A 20,900-nucleotide genomic window follows, 5' to 3' on the forward strand; every position below is an offset into this window, starting at 1 on the left:
GGAACCCTCCCTTTAGTTCATCAATCTTCTTACAGAGTAGATATCTGAAATTTGTTTAATTCTTTCAACCACCTTATGAAGGTGATTAATGTTTGCAATGGAAAGAGCCATATGAATGGTCGCTACCTTATTTCGGTCCGATCTTCCGGATACAGAAGAAATATTGGTTTTCGTTTCATTCACTGCCTGAAGCACTTCATTCAGAAGACCTCTGCGGTCATAGCCCATGATTTCAATTTCAACATTGTATTCTTTTCTGCCGTCAAGCTGATGCTCCCATTCAACCGGTATGAGGCGGTCCTTTGCATCATCTGTCTGGATATTCGTGCAATCGTCACGATGGACGGATACGCCCCGGCCTTTCGTAATAAAACCGACGATTTCATCTCCCGGAACCGGATTGCAGCATTTGGACAGCCTGATTAAAAGATTGTCGATTCCTTTAACTCTAACACCGGCATCCCGTTTTTTCTGAGCAGGATACTGCTTCGATTCAGTCACCACTTCTTCAACGGCTTTTTCCTGCTCCTCAAGGTCACGCTTTTTGCGCCATTTTTCCGTCAGGCGATTCGCTACCTGGAGGGCTGTAATTCCGTTGTAGCCGACTGCTGCAAACATATCTTCATCATTAGCAAAATTGAATTTCTCATAGACCCGTTTAACGTTATCGGAAGCAAGAATCTCTTTCAAATCAAAATCCATGTTTTTGATTTCTTTTTCAACCCATTCTCTTCCTTTTTCAACGTTTTCTTCACGGCGCTGTTTCTTGAAAAACTGTCTGATTTTGTTTTTTGCCTGCGAAGTCTGGGCCAGCTTAAGCCAATCCTGACTAGGTCCGTAAGAATGCTTAGAAGTCAGAATCTCAATAATATCCCCGGTCTTTAGTTTATAATCAAGGGTTACCATCTTACCGTTTACTTTTGCACCGATTGTTTTATTTCCAATCTCCGAGTGAATTCGGTACGAGAAATCAATCGGAACCGATCCCGATGGAAGCTCGATAACGTCTCCTTTAGGAGTAAAAACAAAGACCATATCAGAAAACAAGTCGATTTTCAGGGATTCCATAAATTCTTCCGCATTCGTGGATTCATTCTGGAACTCAAGAATCTCTCTGAACCATGTCAGTTTCTTTTCGAGTGAAGCATGGTCATCCAATTCTTTTCCTTCTTTGTAAGCCCAATGAGCTGCAATTCCGTATTCAGCAATATGATGCATATCCATTGTACGGATTTGCACTTCCAAAGGATCGCCTTTTGGGCCGATCACTGTCGTATGGAGGGATTGATACATGTTTGGCTTCGGCATTGCAATGTAATCCTTAAAGCGGCCGGGCATCGGTTTCCAGCACGTATGAATGATTCCGAGAACGGCATAGCAATCCTTAATGCTGTTAACGACAATTCTGACAGCAAGCAAATCGTATATTTCATTAAATTGCTTATTCTGAAGAACCATTTTTTTATAAATGCTGTAGATGTGCTTAGGCCTGCCGGAAAATTCAGCTGCAATCTGAACTTCCTGCACACTGTTTTTGACGTCATTAATAACCTCGTCCAAATATTCCTCGCGTTCAGCCCGTTTCTTTTTCATCAAATTCACAATTCGATAGTACTGCTGAGGGTTTAAGTATCTGAGAGCTGTATCTTCAAGCTCCCATTTAATCTTTGAAATCCCCAGTCTGTGGGCGAGCGGAGCGAAAATTTCCAGCGTTTCATTCGAAATTCTCCGTTGCTTTTCCTGCGGAAGATGCTTAAGAGTTCTCATGTTATGAAGCCGGTCAGCAAGCTTTATCAGGATTACCCTGATATCCTGGGCCATTGCAACAAACATTTTCCGATGATTCTCTGCCTGCTGCTCTTCATGGGATTTGTATTTAATCTTTCCGAGCTTTGTCACTCCATCCACGAGCATGGCCACTTCATCGCTGAATGCCTTCCGGATATCATCAAGAGTTACATCTGTATCTTCAACCACATCATGCAAAAAACCGCCGGCTATAGTGGATGGGTCCATATCAAGATCCACTAAAATACCCGCTACTTGAATAGGGTGGATTATATAGGGTTCACCGGATTTACGATACTGCTCACGATGTGCTTCCTCTGCAAAATCGTAAGCCCTCCGGATAAAATCAAGATTGTCATCATCCAAATACCGCTTCGCCCGTTCGATCACCTGTTCAGCGGTTAGGACTTGTTCATTCGCCATGAAATCACCTTTTTTGAAGAAAACTTTATTGTACCTATTATCGTGAAAAAAAAGGGTTCTGTAAAGGGTAAGGAAAATAATTCGAATGGATATCCGGTTTAAGGGGGTAGAAGATATATATCGTGCACCTGATATGCAGGCTTTGTCTGCGCTTACATTGGATTTTTAAAAAAAACATTTTTCCGTAAAATAATTTACACTTCTTGTTTTCTATTCGAAAAAAACTGACCGCAGCCGGCCAGTTTTCTCCAAATAATTTTTAATATTGCATTAATGTCATAACATCGTAGCCATCAAGCTTTTTGCGGCCATCAAGATAGGAAAGCTCGATCAGAAATGCCATTCCAGCAACTACTCCGCCAAGCTCTTCAACAAGCTTAATCGTTGCTTCAATTGTTCCGCCTGTTGCAAGCAGATCATCTGTAATCAGCACTCTTTGTCCTGGAAGGATGGCATCTTTGTGGATGGTGAGTACATCTTTACCATATTCCAGGCCGTAATCTACTTTAATCACTTCCCGGGGAAGCTTGCCTTCTTTTCTTACAGGGGCAAATCCTACTTCCAATGCATACGCCACAGGACATCCGATAATAAATCCGCGCGCTTCAGGACCGACAACTAAATCAATTTCCTTTTCACGGGCAAATTCAACAATCTGGTCTGTAGCATATTTATAGACTTCGCCTTTATCCATAAGTGTCGTAATGTCCTTGAAACGGATTCCCGGTTTCGGATAGTCCTCGACGATCGTTACATATTGTTTTAAATCCATCTTTCGTTTTTCCTCCTCAAACTTGAACAGGCTTAGAAAATCTGCTTATCCGTTCACCAAACAACTCGAGTAATTCACGGTAAGAGGAATACAGCAGCCTGTTTTCCAGCTCCATTTGATCTTTTTTCTTTTTATAGGCAATCGATTCACTTAAATCGCGTTTTCCACCTTGTCGATTAATCGAAATCAGACCATTAGTTATTGTAACAAAATCCAGCTCAAAAAACACCTTAGACATAAAATCTATCGTATCTGCTGTCCAGCCTTTATGCTTCGCAAGCTCCGCACTGTGCCTTTTCAAGTCAAAACTGTCTCTTTTTGCAAGGAATCCATAAAACCATTTAAAATGCTCCCGTGTCGGAAGCGTGGAGAAAAAGTGATCCTCTGTCTGGAGGAAAAAAGCATAAATTCTTTCCGGCACGCCTTGGACAAATAAAGCTGTGAGTAAATCAAGGTCGTCAGGCACATCCATAAACACAGCATACCGGCCATTAAGATTTGTTTTTTCCGCCTCTTCAGTACTTTGAACATGAAGGCAATCAGATGCAGCCCCATCCTTGATAAGCTGCTGCCGCGTTGCTTCTTTAAAGGCAATCAGCTGAGCTTTAGAATTTGGTATCCGTTCCAAAATCGTTTTCAGCTGGCGGGCACCGCGATGATCGAATAACTGCCATCCTTCGACTGCGGCATCCTGCAGCATAAATTGAGGCTTGCGGAAATTGTTCCATTCATTCACGGAAAGCTGGCCAACGACAGACACTTTGGACACGGGCGAAATCTCGTCATGCAAATACCCAAAACCGAATCCTACGCAGTCCACCTGGGAGGCATCCTGTTCAAGGGTAAGCTTCAGATGATTCTGATTCGAGCCGATTTTCCTCATCCCGGTTACCGTTAAATCCTCGATCATCACAACGGGCTTGGGATTGTTCATTCCGAATGGAGCGAGCAAATTCATTTCCTCAATCGTTGAAAGGCTCACCTCTTCTAATCTGCAGGACAAATCAACCTTCGTTAAAGGAATGAAATCTTCCTCTTTAAGCTGATCTTTCGCCAGCATGTTCAGTCTTTCCCGGAGCTCGTCTATATCCTCTGCAGCAAGAGTCATTCCTGCCGCCATCGGGTGCCCCCCGAAATGAGGAAGCAATTCACGGCATTCCGAAAGATTTTTAAAAAGGTCAAACCCGGCAATGCTTCTTGCTGACCCCTTTGCTTTTACTCCTTCTTCATCCAAACATAGAATGATAGCCGGCCGGTAAAATTTCTCCACAAGCTTCGAAGCAACAATCCCTACTACACCGGGATTCCATCCTTTATTCGCAAGGACAAGAACGGGATATTCCGCAGGAGGATAGAGCGTTTCAGCCATCTCTATTGCCTCTTGAGCGATATCCTGCACAATTTTTTGCCTTTCGCGGTTGAGACTGTCAATTTCCGCGGCAAGTTCCGCAGCTTTTTGAGAATCAGCTGTGCGCAGCAATTCTACCGCAGGGTCAGCTGATTGAAGTCTTCCGACAGCGTTAATTCTCGGAGCAATCGCAAAGCCGACCGTTTCTTCGGAAAGCTGGCTGTCCTTCGAGGATGCCTTCTGAAGCAAAGCTTTAATCCCGGGACGATTCGTCTTTTTCAATAATTCAATGCCTTTAAAAGCAATCAGCCGATTTTCTCCATGCAGGGATACTAAATCAGCGATCGTCCCAATGGCCGCCAGTTCAAGAAATGAATCCTGGACGGTCCCAAGGAGGGCATTGGAGACCTTCAATGCAACCCCGACTCCCGCAAGCTCCTTGAAAGGATATCCGCTCCCAGGCAGCTTTGGATGCACAAGGGCGAGCGCATCAGGCAAAACCGGACCTGCTTCATGATGATCGGTGATAATTAAATCTACTCCAATTTCTTTTGCATACTCTGCCTCATCTACAGCCGAAATTCCGGTATCGACTGTGATAATCAGCGAAACACCTGCTTCTTTCTGTTTAAGAAATGCCTCTTTATTCGGACCATACCCCTCTGTAAACCGGTTCGGTATGTAGAAGTCTGCATCAGCTCCTATTTGCTGAAGCGTTTCCAGCATTACAACGGTTGAGGTTACACCATCTGCGTCATAATCACCGTACACACAGATCTTTTCTTTGTTTTCAACTGCACTTTTTATTCTTGCAGCAGCTTGTTCCATTCCATTCATTAAAAAAGGATCATGAAATTCCTGATGTTCCATATATAAAAATGCTTTTGCAGCTTCGGGTTCTTCAATTCCTCTGTTCACAAGCAGAGAAGCAACCAAATTCGAGATATTCAAGCTGTTTGCCAGCTTTTCTGCCTTAACGGCATCCGCATCTTTGACGGACCATCGGGCTTTAGGTTTTAACATTTATTTCACCCCTCAATCACTCTATTATACTTTAGGCGGAAGACCGTTTCAAACAGGTTATGAGGGTCAAACGTTTCTAAGGCTTATGGAAACTGGAAGGAAATTCATTATTTTTATAAAATAGTTTTTTATAGAATAATAGAAATATCAGTGAGTGTTACCAATGAAAAATAAGGGTCAGACAGCAAAAAAGGATGTTACAGAAATTGGTGGTTCTTGATGGAATGCGTATTCATTGCAGGGTTTATTTCCGTCTTCGTTTTAAGATATTGACTAGTTCATCAGCCGGCGTATTTTTCCAGACCTGTTTTAAATAAGCTCCTTCACAAAAACAATCTCCTCCCCATTTCTCAGGCGGATGGCTCTTTTTCCTGTATAACCGTGTTTAAGCAGTCTGCTTGTTAATACTGAGATGAAGAATCCGTGGGACACAACAAGTACATGCCGGCTGTTTTGGGATTCCAGCTCAGAGATGTATTGATCTGCCCGATCAGCTGTCTGCTTCCTGGTTTCACTTTGAGAAGAATGAGAGAAAAACCAGGCGAGCCTTCCGAAGACAATCCATAGGAGATATGGAAGCCTGAAAGATGTCTGAACAAAAGGGGAAAGCGGAATTTCCCTCAAGCTTGGGGTTATGTGAGGCTGACCGTAGAGGGAAGCGGCGGTTTCGGAGGCTCTTGTCATATTGCTTGAGTGGCAGCTGTCCCAGGTTTCTGAACGCTTCATGTTATTCGGTTCGCAAAGAGGTGAATGATCGTAGCTGAAGCACCATTCAGAAAACTCTTTCGATGTCATCATTTTTTTAGGGGGACAATCTACTCTATAATGTCTGATAATAGTTATTTTCATAACAGGCAATCTCCCAAACTCTTTTCTGGAATTTTACCATATTAAGGAAGATCAGAGACGCTTTTTAAGAGATTTTTGTTTTTAATGTAAACTTGGGCTGCTGGGTAGCTCACATGCATCCTGGAGGAAAATCAAGCAGCAACGTTTGCGAAAACCCAAAATAAAAAATAATCCTTCCCTGCGGAAAGGATTATTTTTCAAGAGAATGCAGCAGCATAAGACCCGCTCCTGTTAAGCCGGCGGTATCTTTTAAAGCACTTGCTGATATCCGCTTTGAAATCGGTTCATTCCGAAGCGATCGATAACCATCCAGAGTATGGAAAATTTCAGCAGCAAGCCTGCGATTCCGGTTAATAACGCCGCCCCCAAGCACAATCCGGTGCGGATCAATCGTACAAATAATGGAATAAACTGATTTGGCCAAACGGGCAATTATCTTCTCCGTTTCCTTTGCCTGCTCTCCTGCAAGAAGGTAATCAAACAGCTCCATTTTCTGCTCCTCTATTTTCCCGCTGTATGCTTTCACCTTTTCGGAAATAGCTGATCCAGAAGCTACCTCTTCCAGGGTCCTATAAATAAAAGTGCCGTCTCCGTCCTCTTCCTCCACATTCATTCCAATTTCTCCGGCCATTCCTGCCCCTCTAAAAAAAGCTCCGTTATGAATAATGCTGCACGCAATGCCTGTGCTTACCGTCATAAACACAAAAGTTTCGTTTCGATTCCTGCCGATATGAACCCACTCCGCGTAAGCTGCCATGCATACATCGTTATCGAGGAGGACCGGCATCCCGAAGTCTTCCTGAAGTTTTTTTGCCAGAGGAAAGCTCCTCCAGGGAAGGTTATTGGAAAACAGAGCAAGCCCTTTTTCCCTATCAATTAATCCAGGAGAGCCAGCTCCAATTCCTGCAATACGCTCCCATTGAATATCAGATTTGGCGATGACTTCCCCAACACAATCCTTTACCCGCTCATACATTTCTGCTTCGCTGGACGGTGCAGAAGGGCGAGTCGTTACTGAACCGCATTTCCCTGACTCAAATACGAGTCCTGCCGCCACTTTGGATCCGCCAATATCCAGTCCAATCGCGCACTCCATACCGTTTCCCCCCTGATCAAATCGGAATATGAACCACCTGTGTTAAATTTTTGGGGAGATCCGGATTAAGGCCTAGTAAGCATGCCCGGTAATAAGCTATTTTCTGTACATAAGGCATTGCAAGGACTAAATGGTGATCCGCTGCTCCATTAGGTAAGACAAATGATTCCGTTACCTTCTCCCTGTCCTCTGAAGAAAGGACCGGTCCAAGATAATACACTTCTGCTCCAAGTTTCCTGCAATCCTCCAGGAGCGGCAGATCATATTTCAATGTTGAAGAGGAGCCAATGAGAATGACCGCTGTTTTGTTGCCGGCTATGGAAATCGGGCCGTGCCGGAATTCTAAAGAGCAATAGCTTTCGCATACAGTCTGGGTCATTTCCTTCAGTTTTAGCGTGGCTTCCTTTGCTATGCCGTTGTATATACCGCTGCCTAAATAAATCACGTTTTCCCATTCTATACTCTCAGAAAAATTTTTCACCTTTTCTGACAGATTTAAAGCTTCTTTCATTTTTCCAGGAAGAGCTTTCAATTCGTTCCATGCAGCCGGGTCATTGGCGTTATGCGCGGCATAGAGCTGCAGAGCATACAGCATGGCAGAAAAGCTTTGCGTCATCACCACACTCTTTTCATTCACATGAGACAGAACAATGGCTTCATCACAGCTTATACATAGAGGGGAATCTTCATTGCACGTTACTGCCATGACTGATACATTTTTCCTGTCCCGAACCTTGTTCACAGCTTCTACAGCCTCAGATGTCGTACCGGATCTTGAAATGACCGCAATTCTATAAACGGCATCCTTCGCCAATACTTCATCAGGACACAAAATCAGCTCGGACGCCGGAACAGCTGCTGCAGGTCTGCCCGTTATTTTCTGATAATATTTTGCTGCACTGTGCGCTAGATAATAAGAGGTTCCGCAGCCGGTAAAAAGAAGAATCGTTCCTGGGTTCAGTGCTTCAAATGATAGATTATCCACTGCAAAAAACGTTTTTTCAATTATAGTTCCCTGATCATTGATCTCGTTCAGCGTAAAGCTTTCCATGCTAATCCCTCCGCCTTTGTAATAGGAACCTTACATTGTCTGCCAGTTACACGCAAAAAACCTGCACCGTGTGTTTTATGTGTTCATAGTTCTCAATACGGATGGTGCCGGCTGTCCATTCCATTGCATTTGCAGCACCTGCGGCTGTCCCGCTGATCATCGCTTCTTTCCATCCAAGACCTTTGAACAGTGCAGCTGTAAATCCAGCCAGAAAGGCATCTCCGCATCCGGTTGGGTTAACGGCATGAACTTTAGGTGCCGCTGCGAAAAGAGTAAGTCCGCCGCTATAAAAAATTGAGCCTCTGCTGCCAAGTGTAAGAGCAATTGCATGTGCACCGGCATCTGCTGCTTTTTTAAGATCTTTTGCAATCTCGTTCACATCATTCAAGTCATAGTTCCTCCCAAATAAACCGGTCAGCTCTTGAAGGTTTGGTTTTATAAGAAAAGGCTTTGCTTGAAGTGCTTTTTCCAGCGCCTTCCCGCCCGTATCAAAAATAACCCTGGCTCCCTTTTCAGCCGCTCTTTCTGAAGCTTCAAGATAGGAGTCCTCATTCAGGCCCCTGGGAGACTGCCGGAAAAAAGAACGTATTGACTCTCAGCTGCAAGCTCTGCTAAATCTCTCTCCAAAAATTGCTTCCACTCGGCTGGTTTAATATCGGGACCTTTTTCAAGCAGTTCCGTTTGGATGCCGGCACATCCTGGATCTGCAATAGAGTGGCATGCCCGGCTTTCATCTTCAATTTCCGTAAACCGGCTGTTAATGGAGCGACTGGACAAAGATTCCGTGATAAACCGGCCATTTGCTCCTCCTGCAAAGCCTGCAGCTGTAACGGGAATTTGGAGAGTATGGAGTACTTTGGCTGCATTGATCCCTTTTCCGCCAGGCTCTTTAAAAACCTGCTGGATCCGGTTGATCTCATTCTTCCTGAACCTAGGGATGAGATAGGTCAGATCGGCAGCTGCATTCAGCGTAATGGTTGTAATCATTACGAGACCCGCTGTTTTTCAAATAGAACCGCGATTTTTTCTTTTACCAGCATTTCGACACTTTCTCTTGCTGTCATGAAGTACTTCCTCGGATCGGATGCAGTTGGATGACTGTGTAAATAATTTCTCAGCTCAGCTGCAAATGCGAGCTTTAATTCGGTTGAGTAATTAATTTTTGCAATTCCGCACTGGATTGCTTTCCTTACATCATCATCACTTACACCTGATGCACCATGCATGACTAATGGAATTCCAGAAGCATCCTTAATGGCCTCAAGCAGCTCGAAATCCAAATCCGGTTCGTCCGCGTATACACCATGAACTGTGCCAAATGATGGAGCAAGGAAATCAATTCCCGTCCTCTTTGCAAACTCCCCTGCCAAATCAGGGTCTGTATAGCTTAGCCGGTCTGTTTTTTCGCCGTTCCCTTCATTCCTTGCGATGGAGCCAAGCTCGGCTTCAACCGGTATCCCCATTGCCTGGGAAGCCTCTGCTACTTTTCTTACAAGCCGGATGTTTTCTTCAAATTCAAGGGACGATCCGTCAATCATGATGGACGTATAGCCTGCCCGCAAGCACTGCATCGCGATCTGGAAGGTATCCCCGTGGTCCAGATGAAGCGCGACAGGAATTTTCGCCTTTTCAGCTAAATCTTTAACTGCCGCAACTGTGTAATCAAGCCCCATATAACGGACCGTATCAGGTGTTGTCTGAAGGATCACAGGTGAATTCAGACGCTCTGCCCCATTAATAACAGCCTTCATGATCTCAAGGTTATGAACAGCAAATGCCCCAATCGCATACCCATTTTCAAAAGCATCCTTTACGATTTCTTTTGCCGTCACATAAGACACGTTCAATCCTCCCCTTGCCCATTATTTTTTAAAGTAAGCTGCTACTTTTCTAATGGCTCTTCCTGTTTCCTGGATATCCTGGTCTGTGAAAAATTCGCTAATCGGCAGCTTAATAGCCGTTTTCAGGATTTTTTCTGCCTCTGGACAGCTTCCGTCTTCATAGGTTTGCTCCGTTAAGCTGAACGGGTACTCGGTTCCTGGATAGGCAGACCGGTTTGCAAAAAGAGGCTGCTTGTAAAGGACTTCTGCTATATAACCTGCCTGATTGGGGATTCCCTCTTCCCTTAAAGCCTCAGAGAATTCTTCCCTCGAGCAGGTTAGCAAATTCAGGTCAAGCCTGAACATGTAAAACCAATAGGTCGACACGCTGTTTGCCGGAATTTCGGGAGGAAAGATCCCTTTGATTCCCTCTAGCATTCTAGTAAGCATCTCCCCGAGCTCCGTCCTTCTTGCACACAGGCCGGGAAGTTTTTTAAGCTGTGCAATCCCCACTGCACCCTGCAGCTCTGTCATTCGGTAGTTGGGAGCAAGCGAACTGATTTTTCGGGTAACGGATGAATCAAAGCGGGAGTAGTTTTTATCGGCAAATGCGTGCGCACGCCTGTATGCTTCTTCATTCTGGTGATTAACCGTCACCATCCCGCCGTCTCCAGTTGATATATGCTTGAAATCGTTCGTACTAAAGCATCCAAAATGGCCTATTGTGCCTGTCAGCCTGCCGTTTTGCTTTGCGAGATAGCTTTGTGCACAGTCTTCAATCACAATCAGACCATGTTTATTTGCAATCTCCATAATTTGATCCATCCGGCATGGAGTTCCGGCGAGATGGACGGCTATTATAGCTTTCGTTTTAGGGGTAATCACCCGCTCAATGGAAGCCGGGTCCAGATTAAAGCTATAAGGCTCTAAATCTGCGAAAACGGGGATCGCATTTTGATAAAGAATTCCAATTACCGTCCCCTGATCTGTTATAGGGCTTGTAATGACTTCATCCCCTGCGGAAATTCCAGCAGCACCCAGAGCGATATGGATGGAGGCTGTACCCGAGGAAGCTGCTACACTATGCTGTATTCCGTAAAGAGCATTAAAATGATGCAAGAAGGTTTTCACCTTCGTACCGAAGTGGTAGAAAAGGGTATCCTGTTCAAGCGCTTCCAGCAGTTCCTTTGCCTCTTCAAGGCCAAAGCGCTTCCCTGTGCCAAAGGGCGCCGTTTTTGATTTTCCCCCTCCATGAATTGCAAGGGAATTAGTTTGAATGGCCATCGCGTTCTCCTTTCAGGACGTTTGTGCTTGTTTATGCGAGAGGATTTTCTTTAGGCAAAGGTGACCATAACGGACCTCTGCTGCTTCTGCCGCCAAATCTGCCTTCTTTGGCACCGGTACCCAAATGACTGTATTTGCTCCGGACACCGCTCCTGATACGTTCGGTTCACCAGATGCTGAAACCCCTTCAATTTTCACCTTTCTTCTCGCCCGTTCCCAGATGCTTATCTGTTTGGATGTCCAAAATTCAAATTTATTGGCACGGGCTGCTTTCACTAATTTCCTGAAAGCCTCCGAAACCTTTGGCTGTTCAAGAAAATGAAGCTGATGAAAAAGAAAATGAGCAACACCGCCAATCCGTTTGACTTCTTCCAGAAAAGGATCAATCACGGATGTATCTGCAAGGGCATGATGATCGAGGTCCTGTGTTAAAAAGCCGAGCTCAAGTATGTCATACTGCCGGTTATTTTCGGTATGCCAGGCAATCGGGTAATAAGGCAGACACGTTCCAAATAAAAACCCGATGTTTCCCTTTTTGCTTGGTCCTCTGGACTGATCGACTTGAATGCCCTCTTTTTCACACCACTCAAACAGTTCTCCCCAGCCTTCAAAACGGGTATAGTGATTTTTATTTGTATAGACCGTTTTCAAATCTGCCTTGCTCTTCAAATCCTGCAGCTGACGTTTAAACTCTGACTCGCTCCACAGGCCACCCTCAGCCTCCAGCGCATTGTAATGAAAGGCAAGCTCATGGCCCTCCTGCTTGATCCTTTCATATAAAGGCCGCTCATATCCGGGCTCGATCATGCACCAAGTGGAATAAACTCCGCATTCTTTTAACAGCGAAAGTGTGATATCAGCCGATTCTTCCAAATTAAAATCACTATCATGCGAGATGGTGGCAATATGTTCAATCCCTTCAGGCCATCTCCCGACAAAAGGGACTGTCAGCCCTTTTTCCAAAGCCAGTTCTGCAAGCTTGTGAACGAGTACTTCCCGCCACTTATCCGCATGTGCTTCAGAGAAATATTTCATCCCTGTCTCTGTCGCTGCCCTGTCAATGCTCCAATCCAGTGTAAAGCCATCGTCAGCCTTCAGCAGTCCGTCATCAATTCCAGCCGTACCGTCCGGAGCCGGCTCCCCATCATGCAGGATTGGTTCGACTCCCTGCTGTATTCCGACAATTGAGTATGGGATGTCAGCCTGGCAGTGGACAATCTTTCCATTTCCTGCCTGAATAACCGTCCAAAGCTCTGACAGTATTTGTCCTGCAGGAGAGCCGCTCACTAAAAAGCCTGATTTCGCGTTCCACCCGGCAGGCTCCCCGTTATACCAATGATTTGTTTTCAGAAACCGGACAGGCTTTCGATGCCCAAGCTCCTTTGGCGTGTAGCCATATCCGGCACCCCCGCATACCGATTTGTATCCAGTCCAGTTTGCAAGCTTCGGAGAATCTGATAAATGAATCACAGTCCCCCCTTCCTCCACAAATGAGAGAAGCTGCGTGAGTGCCTGCTGGGATTCATTCAGCAACCCCGTAATGAGCAAATCTATCTCCTCTAATGAAGCGGTTTCCTTCGATAGATTCTGATAGGGAATTCCTAAATGGTCCAGCACTTCTCTTATATAGAAAGCGAAAACATTTTCCTGTTTTGCCCATTTATCTACTGCAGCCTGCTCATCCAGCAGCAATCCGATTTTTGCCATCCTCATGTGTCACACCTGCCCATGCTATTTCTCTCGTTCTTTTTTCGGATAACGATTCTTTCGCCGCCGCGGTTCCGGCTCTGATTTACCGCTTCAATAAAGTGTATAATTTCCAGTGTCTCTTCATTCTCAGGAACAGGTCTCCCTGTTTTTGAAAAATGCACCACTTGATCCAGAAGAGAAGCATAATAAGGTTTATGAGTCCGGCTCAAATTAAAATGCTGTTCCCCGGACTTCATAGAAACGAACGCTTCAAAATCAGCCTGTTCTGTTTTAGTGCCGATTATCGTTCCTGTTCTTGCCCCGCCCCACTCGCACATCACCATTTCCATCTCATCCCTTACGGAAGCCTGAACGCTCTCACATCCCTTTCCCATAATGGAAAAGAGCATTTCAGCTAAGTGGATTCCATACCAGAAATAACCCGGCTGTGTTTTCTCAAAAAGCAGTGGACCGATGCATTCCGCATGATGAATACGCTCATTGCACGCAGACAAAAAGGACTTAAGGTTTTCGCCAAACCTTAGTGAAGAGCTGCTCATCAGCGGCACGTTCCATTCCTTCGCAAAATCGACCATTCTTTTGGCAGAATCTGCGGCAACTGAAAAGGGCTTATCAATAAAAACAGGAAGACCAAACGGACAAACTTGACGGAGCAGTTCCTCATGCCTTCGTCCGTCAACAGAAGTAATCCAAACCGCGTCGCATTTTCCTGCCGCTTCTTCGGGTGTTTCTGAGATTTCAATGTGATATTTATCTCTTACTATTGATGTATAATGCTCTACTCTATTTCTGCTTAATGGAAAATCCTCCGAACCTCCCGGATAGGCCGCCTTAATTGAAACACCTTTAATAAAGTGAGGATTTTCCGGATTCATAACAAGATCGGTGAAAATTTCTGCATGGGACGTATCAAGTCCGATCAACGCTACATCCAGCATCCGCTCATCCTTTCAAGCTGAAATCAAATTTCCATATTGCTTCATGTTTCAAATCAATCGTTCCCGTGGAATTAGCCCTTATGGAATGACTTCTTTTAGCTCTCATCATGTTTACATGTTAAATACATGTATAAGAATAAAAAGGGGCATGGGATTCATAAAACCCAGCCCCCCCTCCTCTCTTACTTCCAATGTTCCTCATCTTTAATCTGGGAATTGTACTCCTCAATCATTTTCTGGCCGCCCATATTCAAATATTCCTCGACCATCTTATCCCAGTCAGAAACCGGACGCTGCCCCGCAATCATTTTTGCCTGTTCATCGAAAAGAAACTGATCAAATTCTTCTTTTTTCTGCTGTGCCGTTTCAGATACAAGGCCATTGACAGGATTCATGTAATGCTTTGTAGACTTGTGCATTTCTTCAAGCTCTTTCGCAAGGCTTGAAACTTTTTCATTTTTATAATCCTTGTAGAACTCATTCACATCTTCATTCGGCGGCCACATTGCATTGTCTACATAGTAGGTAGAAGGCGTTTTTCCCTCTGTAGCAAAATTCGGGTCAAGTACCGCTGTTCCATCCTGCATGGTGTACCCTTTGCCTTCATTTCCCCACCACCAGTCAAACTCTTTATTATCCGGTGTCCGGTCTTCACGCGGATAGAAGGTGCGCCCGAACTCCATCATTTCAAGAATTTTTTCAATCTTGCCCGGATCTTTTGCAAGATCGGCCGAAATCGCGGTAATTCCGCCATAGCCTGAGGTTGCTGTATAACCGGTATTGCCGTCCGGATCAGCGAATGGGTAAAGCGGAGCGAATTCGGCATTCGGCTGAAGCTCCAGTAATCCGGCATAATAAGCCTCCGACATTCCTCTCGGCGCTCCAACGAAAATTCCCGCTTTGCCTGAGAAGAACTCCTTATTCGTATCTGGCCACGTTAGTACCGCATAATCCTGCGTGATCGCTTTTTCTTTGTAAAGGTCGGCAAAAAATTGAATCGTTTCTTTGCGTGCATCGGAGATCATTCCCGGGATATAATTGCCGTTTTCATCTTTATGCAGCCACGACTCTGCATTCCAATAAGCGCCCATGTCAAAATCCGGGTTGATTTTTTCTCCCATCGCAAATCCGTACGTGTCATTTTTTCCATTTCCATCTGGATCCTTTTTGGTGAAAGCTAACGCTACTTCTTTCAGTTCTTCATAGTTCTTTGGCATTTCAAGACCCAGTTTGTCTAACCAGTCTTTACGGATAATCGGAGTCAGGTCAGCTTCAGGGTAATAAGTAGGGATACCATAAATTTTTCCATTTACCTTCATGGACTCCCAAATGTGATCTGGAACATTTTTTAACGTTTCATATTTGCCGATATAATCATCAAGAGGCAAAAATGCGCCTTGCCCCGCCCATTTTGCATACCGCGTGTCCACAGGTTCAAATCCAACCATGTCCGGTACATCCCCTGAAGCTACCACTGCAGAAAGCTTCTCCTGATAATCAGCCTGCGGAACGAATTGAACCTGATAATCCACATTGAATTTTTCATTAATCATTTTCAATCCTGCGCCATCCTTTGGAGGGGGATCCCCAAAACGAAAATCAATGGCGGTTACTGTATATTTTTTATTCGGATCCTTTTCCTTTTCTGCCGGTTTAGAAGCGGTATCATTAGACGTACAGCCTCCTGCCAGAAGAATACCTGCTAATAAAAGACTTAACCCTTTCGCTCTCTTCATCCCAATCCCTCCGTTTACAGTAATTGACCCATGAATTTAACCTGAATGCAGCGTTTCATCACCCTTTAACAGATCCAAGCATCACCCCTTTAGCAAAGTGTTTTTGAAGAAATGGATACACGAGCAGGATCGGAAGCGTGGCGAGCAGGATCGCCGCCATTTGTATAGTTTCAGGCGGCGGCGGACTTTCGAGCATGGCAGCTGTACTGCCGAGTGCTGAATTGGGCTCATTGATGACGACAATCTGCCGCAAAACCACTTGAATCGGCCATAGAGACGGATCATTCAAGTAAAGAATTCCAGTAAAGTAGTTGTTCCAATGCATCACTGCATAAAACAATCCAAACGCCGCAAGAGCAGGCTTGGATAGCGGAAGGACAATTTTCCAGAACACCTGTCCTTCATTCGCCCCGTCTATTAAAGCCGCATCGTGAAGCTCTTCAGGTATGTTCAGGAAAAACTGCCTCATGACAATCAAATAAAATGGACTGATCGCAACTGGAATGATCAGAGACCAAATCGAATTCAGCAAGCCGGTAGCTTTGACCACAAGGTAAGTTGGAATCATTCCGGCACTGAATAGAATGGTAAAGAGCACGAACAGGATGAAAAATCTTTGACCGGCAATCGGGCGGGCAAGAGCATAGGCCATTGTGGCGGTAAAAAACAAATTCACAATTGTCCCTGCCACCGTAATAAAAACCGTAACTCCGAGCGACCTTAAAAAGTTATTGGAGCTGAGGATGTATTCATAAGCATCCGTTACCCACTGCTTAGGCCAAAGCAGAAAGTCATTGTTTAAAAAATCGGATAAGGAAGAAAAGGAGACCGTGAAAATATAAAGAAAAGGAAAAATCATGACAAAGCCTATCAGGAGCAATGCGAGCATATTGAACCCTTCCAGGATCCGGTCAGGCACGGAACGATGGTGCATATCTTTCACATCCATTCATTGTTTAATAGAGGCCTTCCTGTCCAAATCTTTTGGCAAGTTTGTTGGCAGTGACCACAAGGATCAATCCTACGACTCCTTTAAAAAGCCCGACAGCTGTGGCAAAACCGTAATCAGCCTGCTGAATGCCTTTGAAGTAAACAAACGTATCCAAAACATTTCCAACATCCATGTTGAACGGATTCAGCATGAGGAAGATCTGTTCAAAACCGCTGTCCAGAACATTACCCAGTCTTAAAATCAGCAGGATAAGAATGGTGCTTTTTAGAGCAGGCAGAGTAATGTACCAAATTTGCTTCAAACGTCCGGCTCCATCCATAATGGCTGCTTCATATAGCTGCGGATTGATTCCAGACAAGGCTGCAAGGAAAATAATCGTACCCCATCCGGCCTCTTTCCAAATAACCTGAAGGACAATAAGCGGCTGGAAAAAGGCTGGATTTGTAAGGAAAGGGACAGAATCAAGACCTGCCGCCATCAGCATGCTGTTGATGAGACCTTCACTTCTCAAGAAAATCACTGTAATGCCGACAACAACTACCCAGGATAAAAAGTGAGGAAGGTAAATGACCGATTGAACAATCCGTTTAAACGTTTGGCTTCTCACCTCATTAAGCATAATGGCTAAAATAATCGGAACCGGAAAGGCGAAAACAATCTGGAGGAATGAGAGACTCAGTGTATTCCAGATTACCTGCAGAACATCACTATTTGAAAAAATTTTTTCAAAATGAGCGAAGCCAACCCAAGGGCTTTCAACAATCCCCTGAAACGGATTATAATCCTTGAAAGCAAGCACCAGACCAAGCATTGGAATGTATTTATAAATCAGGAAGTAGAGCAGCCCCGGAAGAAGCAGCAGGTATAAATAACGCTGTCTCATAAATGATCGTTTCGCCTTAGCAGCCAGTGATATTTTTCGAACCGGCAGCTTTTCATTTAATTTAGGCACGGCCGGGGTTTGAACAGGCTGATTTTCCATGTGATCCCTCCTTATATACCTGTATAGAACTTGTATTTCGTTATGCAGAGAGTGCCTTACCCTGCTCTGGACGGATGCAGTTTATGAAATCTTCTGCTGCATGCCCACTCAATGAAGCAAACCGGCCCGGATATAGCGAAGAACGGCAAAAGGCCTGGGATATAGAACAAAATCACTCCTATTAATAGAAGTCCTGCTGCCAGCAGAAAAAACGAAGCCGGGTATCCTAACAGAAGATAGATTGCGTTTTTTATATATCCAAAGTTTTTCATATCAAAATTTACATAAAGTGAAAAAACAGAAATAAATCCAAAGAGCCAGACAGCAAGTAAGATAAAGCATAAATAAGAGGCTAAAAGTGCATAAATCGAAGGAAAGGTCCTGAAAAAACTATAGTCAATATATAGAACGGCTCCTATCGTAAAAAAGAGGTATCCAAGCTTATTTGCATTTTTCCATTCCTTCCAGTAATACTCCCGAAACACCTTGCTTGTCTTCTGATCTCCGCCTTTAATGAAAGACCTGACGGTATGGTGGGCGGCGGCTGTAGCTGGGAAAATTCCCAGTACTGCCAATCCAGCGAGTGTATACATTATCCAGAGCACATTCAGCCAGGCCAATTTTGCACCCCAATCACAAAGCTCCATAACCTTTCCGCTAATTCCTTCCAAAGCTCATCTCCCCCTTTCCTTATGAAAGGCTTTATTCCCAAATAGGATTGATTTCGATGCAACTAGCTCTTAGAAAAGAGCCTTACCTTATAAAAGGATTGTTTTGTCAGACTCCGAATCTGCTGTGATTCGGATTTTCAAAGCATCCTCTGCATTAACGGGCAGCGATATATGGCATGTTTCAGAAAGACCTTCCTTTGTGATCTTCAGTTCGTTTTTATCTATTAGCCAGCTGATGCTGCAATCACATTTTTTGCCGTAAATACGCGGAATGATGACGGTCAACAGGGTTTCCTCACTGCTTTCAGCCTCCAGATAAGTACCATATTTCTCTGCGCCCCCGTATATTTTATGAACGGCCATAACCCTTTCTTTCGGCCAAAGTATTTCAGCCGAATGATGATCCCCTTCAATTGTCAAGGATTTCCCAGGCAATGATTCTCCTGTAAAAATTTGCTTGCCGTTTGACCTTATTGCGGATTTTGTGTGAAACAGATAGGTTAATCGATCATGTTTATTCTTTTTTTCAGTCTGATCCCAGATAAGATAAATCCCATGCTTCTCTGAAAAGATCAAGGTTCGCCGGAATCCATTAATTCGCCCTCCATAGCTTTTAGCCGCTTCACCAGTTACCCTTCCCCACCCATCCTTTGCAGCATGTTTGACAATCGCTCCCCCGCCCCTGAGGCTTTGGCCTTTCCCGTTTACTAAAAGGGAATTGTGTCCGATTGTTCCGGTTGTGAAATCATTCCCCGGTCCCGGAACGTAATCCTGGTATCCCGGATCTGTCAGCAGCCATTCCCCTCCTGCATTCAGGATTACACTATTTTGATCAAAGTGATTGTGATCCCTGGCGGAACGGCTTGATGTAAAGGAAAGAACGCTATCCTCTTTTCCCCATCCCGTTCTCATAGCAGCGAGTCCAATAGATTCAAAGACTTTGACATACGGCTGAGTGTAATACTTTTCAGGCGGGAGGGGCTGTATTGGATGAACCGGATAGTGCAGCTGCTCAAGTGATTCTCTGCAAAAATTATGAATATACCATTTTGCTGCCGGGTTTTGATTGCGGCTTGCCAGGAAATACATTAAAGCTGAAAGTTCTAGCTTATGAAAGGAATCCGAGAAGTTGCTGTGTTCCGGAATGCTCCCTGCACCCATCAGCCAGAAAAACTGATCTGGCAATATTCGGCTGAAATACATATGACTGCTTAAGCTTTTGTCGCCTGTTTTTTTCCGGTATGCATCTGCTGCAGACAGCAGGTGATGCACCGCAACTGCTGTATATAGAAGACCTTCCGTTTCCTCAGAAGCTGATTTTTCGTTCAAATAAATCTGCAAATAGGTTTTAGCGGAGTTTATGTAAGTTTCTGTTTGAGAGACTTCTTCCCAAATAACGAGGGAACCGATTAAAAGCGCACATTGTTTTGAGCATACGATGTTATGCATGTCAAAATTTTCAAAGTCCGCGGCCAGCGGCCGAATTCCGTGGGACAGAATGGCATTTCGAATCAATTGCGCATCCCTCTCGGACAGCAAATGGCGGATGGTATCATATCCGATTGCCGCCCCCATTAGGAAATGGGCATTGCTCAAGTTTCCTTCTGAACCGCGGTGCGGAAATTCATACCACCGGGTAAACCCGGCAAGCCCCAATAAGTATTCTTTGATTTTCTCTGCAAATTCCTTCCGCTCCGTTAAGCAAAAGGCGATGCTCAAACCTTTAATCCTTTCCTCTATTCTTCTCGAAAACATCGTCCAATAAGGATATTCCTTATATCCTGGAGGATCCTCCAGCTGATCCGGCTGAAGCAGAGGGATGGAAATGCTCATCGTGTGCTCTGCTTTGCCGTATGTAATTAAAAGCTCCCTTTCCTCTAAAAACTCTTCTGCCTTTGAAATGGACTTATGACAAGCATCCGCTAAAGAGCCTGAGTTCATTGAAGCGGGAGATAGAGACAGGAGTCTTTCTTTTAAAGCGCTTACATCTTTATTTTTAACTGCAGGTACAATCTTTATTTTTTTCCTTACAGATTCATCCCTCCCTATAACGGTAAAGAATGTTTCTCCTTCTTTTTGCGCAATCAGGTGACCATCTGAGACTGAGAGAAGTTCCGGTGCTTCTGTTTTGATTTCAGGAGTGAATCCTTCCGGGCAGTAAAACCATTTGACCTCTGCCTTTTCTCCAACCGCCAGTGTACTTATATCCAACACCTCAAATCTCGCTGTACTCAAGACTATCCCCCCTTTTGCATACATGTATTTCACTTGTATTCACTACAATATGAAAAGACTGGCAATCTATGTATCTACAAATAAATTATCACAATTTACTGACAACTTCAACGGCTTTTTCATATTTTTGGAAAACTATTGAGATAGGAATGGTTTATTTCAGCTCCATGATGCTTGCTTTCCCTATGGTCGGACGATTGATCCCTTTTTATCCCCCGGCGT

The 20,900-nt window shown here is 44.5% G+C and carries 15 protein-coding genes and 1 pseudogene; all 16 read right to left on the bottom strand.

Going from position 1 to position 20,900, the window contains the following annotated elements:
• Window positions 1-12: 12 nt before the first annotated feature.
• The 16 genes and pseudogenes from J9317_RS13690 to J9317_RS13770 all read right to left on the bottom strand — a co-directional run bounded on the left by J9317_RS13690 (window position 13) and on the right by J9317_RS13770 (window position 20,678).
• Entirely contained in the window at window positions 13-2,211 is a 2,199-nt protein-coding gene (locus tag J9317_RS13690) for a RelA/SpoT family protein (RefSeq protein ID WP_211559470.1), read from the bottom strand.
• 259 nt (window positions 2,212-2,470) lie between these two features.
• Window positions 2,471-2,983, bottom strand: a complete 513-nt coding sequence (locus tag J9317_RS13695) for an adenine phosphoribosyltransferase (RefSeq protein WP_211559473.1) — start codon at window positions 2,981-2,983, stop codon at window positions 2,471-2,473.
• A 16-nt stretch (window positions 2,984-2,999) separates the two neighbouring features.
• Window positions 3,000-5,354 carry a single-stranded-DNA-specific exonuclease RecJ gene (gene recJ, locus J9317_RS13700; RefSeq protein WP_211559475.1) on the bottom strand — a complete coding sequence of 785 codons (2,355 nt, stop codon included), beginning with the start codon at window positions 5,352-5,354 and terminating at the stop codon, window positions 3,000-3,002.
• Window positions 5,355-5,663: 309 nt separating this feature from the next.
• Complete coding sequence (locus J9317_RS13705) at window positions 5,664-6,203, bottom strand: histidine phosphatase family protein (RefSeq protein ID WP_211559477.1); 540 nt, start codon at window positions 6,201-6,203, stop codon at window positions 5,664-5,666.
• 190 nt (window positions 6,204-6,393) lie between these two features.
• The gene (locus J9317_RS13710; protein WP_211559479.1) at window positions 6,394-7,299 is read right to left on the bottom strand and encodes an ROK family protein; all 906 of its coding nucleotides are present in this window, start codon (window positions 7,297-7,299) and stop codon (window positions 6,394-6,396) included.
• Between the two features lie 16 nt (window positions 7,300-7,315).
• A complete protein-coding gene (locus J9317_RS13715) occupies window positions 7,316-8,350 on the bottom strand; it encodes an SIS domain-containing protein (protein WP_211559481.1) in 1,035 nt (344 codons plus the stop codon).
• A gap of 46 nt (window positions 8,351-8,396) precedes the next feature.
• Window positions 8,397-9,337 (bottom strand): annotated as a pseudogene (locus J9317_RS21055) (1-phosphofructokinase family hexose kinase).
• Entirely contained in the window at window positions 9,337-10,191 is an 855-nt protein-coding gene (locus J9317_RS13730) for a class II fructose-bisphosphate aldolase (RefSeq protein WP_211559485.1), read from the bottom strand. The pseudogene J9317_RS21055 and the gene J9317_RS13730 overlap by 1 nt, the downstream one beginning before the upstream one ends.
• Window positions 10,192-10,212: 21 nt before the next feature.
• Entirely contained in the window at window positions 10,213-11,454 is a 1,242-nt protein-coding gene (locus tag J9317_RS13735) for a DegT/DnrJ/EryC1/StrS family aminotransferase (protein ID WP_211559487.1), read from the bottom strand.
• Between the two features lie 12 nt (window positions 11,455-11,466).
• Window positions 11,467-13,167 carry a polysaccharide deacetylase family protein gene (locus tag J9317_RS13740; RefSeq protein ID WP_211559489.1) on the bottom strand — a complete coding sequence of 567 codons (1,701 nt, stop codon included), beginning with the start codon at window positions 13,165-13,167 and terminating at the stop codon, window positions 11,467-11,469.
• Window positions 13,164-14,102, bottom strand: a complete 939-nt coding sequence (locus tag J9317_RS13745) for a Gfo/Idh/MocA family oxidoreductase (protein WP_211559491.1) — start codon at window positions 14,100-14,102, stop codon at window positions 13,164-13,166. Before J9317_RS13745 ends, J9317_RS13740 begins: the two co-directional genes overlap by 4 nt.
• Window positions 14,103-14,284: 182 nt before the next feature.
• A complete protein-coding gene (locus tag J9317_RS13750) occupies window positions 14,285-15,838 on the bottom strand; it encodes an extracellular solute-binding protein (RefSeq protein ID WP_211559493.1) in 1,554 nt (517 codons plus the stop codon).
• 58 nt (window positions 15,839-15,896) lie between these two features.
• Window positions 15,897-16,772 carry a carbohydrate ABC transporter permease gene (locus J9317_RS13755; RefSeq protein WP_211559495.1) on the bottom strand — a complete coding sequence of 292 codons (876 nt, stop codon included), beginning with the start codon at window positions 16,770-16,772 and terminating at the stop codon, window positions 15,897-15,899.
• 22 nt (window positions 16,773-16,794) lie between these two features.
• A complete protein-coding gene (locus J9317_RS13760; RefSeq protein ID WP_211559497.1) occupies window positions 16,795-17,772 on the bottom strand; it encodes an ABC transporter permease in 978 nt (325 codons plus the stop codon).
• A 56-nt stretch (window positions 17,773-17,828) separates the two neighbouring features.
• Window positions 17,829-18,443, bottom strand: a complete 615-nt coding sequence (locus tag J9317_RS13765) for a YesL family protein (RefSeq protein ID WP_211559499.1) — start codon at window positions 18,441-18,443, stop codon at window positions 17,829-17,831.
• Window positions 18,444-18,530: 87 nt separating this feature from the next.
• Window positions 18,531-20,678, bottom strand: coding sequence for a heparinase II/III domain-containing protein (locus tag J9317_RS13770; RefSeq protein ID WP_211559501.1), 2,148 nt, complete (start codon window positions 20,676-20,678; stop codon window positions 18,531-18,533).
• Between the last annotated feature and the right edge of the window lie 222 nt (window positions 20,679-20,900).

It is taken from the genome of Metabacillus flavus (assembly GCF_018283675.1).
Classification (GTDB): domain Bacteria; phylum Bacillota; class Bacilli; order Bacillales; family Bacillaceae; genus Metabacillus_B; species Metabacillus_B flavus.

Coding starts and splice junctions, on each gene's coding strand:
- recJ (WP_211559475.1), bottom strand. CDS start 5,354: ATGTTAAAACCTAAAGCCCGATGGTCCGTCAAAGATGCGGATGCCGTT.
- J9317_RS13745 (WP_211559491.1), bottom strand. CDS start 14,102: ATGCTGGATGTAGCGTTGATCGGACTTGATACGTCCCATGCAGAAATT.
- J9317_RS13690 (WP_211559470.1), bottom strand. CDS start 2,211: ATGGCGAATGAACAAGTCCTAACCGCTGAACAGGTGATCGAACGGGCG.
- J9317_RS13705 (WP_211559477.1), bottom strand. CDS start 6,203: ATGAAAATAACTATTATCAGACATTATAGAGTAGATTGTCCCCCTAAA.
- J9317_RS13755 (WP_211559495.1), bottom strand. CDS start 16,772: ATGCACCATCGTTCCGTGCCTGACCGGATCCTGGAAGGGTTCAATATG.
- J9317_RS13695 (WP_211559473.1), bottom strand. CDS start 2,983: ATGGATTTAAAACAATATGTAACGATCGTCGAGGACTATCCGAAACCG.
- J9317_RS13740 (WP_211559489.1), bottom strand. CDS start 13,167: ATGAGGATGGCAAAAATCGGATTGCTGCTGGATGAGCAGGCTGCAGTA.
- J9317_RS13750 (WP_211559493.1), bottom strand. CDS start 15,838: ATGAAGAGAGCGAAAGGGTTAAGTCTTTTATTAGCAGGTATTCTTCTG.
- J9317_RS13715 (WP_211559481.1), bottom strand. CDS start 8,350: ATGGAAAGCTTTACGCTGAACGAGATCAATGATCAGGGAACTATAATT.
- J9317_RS13760 (WP_211559497.1), bottom strand. CDS start 17,772: ATGGAAAATCAGCCTGTTCAAACCCCGGCCGTGCCTAAATTAAATGAA.
- J9317_RS13735 (WP_211559487.1), bottom strand. CDS start 11,454: ATGGCCATTCAAACTAATTCCCTTGCAATTCATGGAGGGGGAAAATCA.
- J9317_RS13710 (WP_211559479.1), bottom strand. CDS start 7,299: ATGGAGTGCGCGATTGGACTGGATATTGGCGGATCCAAAGTGGCGGCA.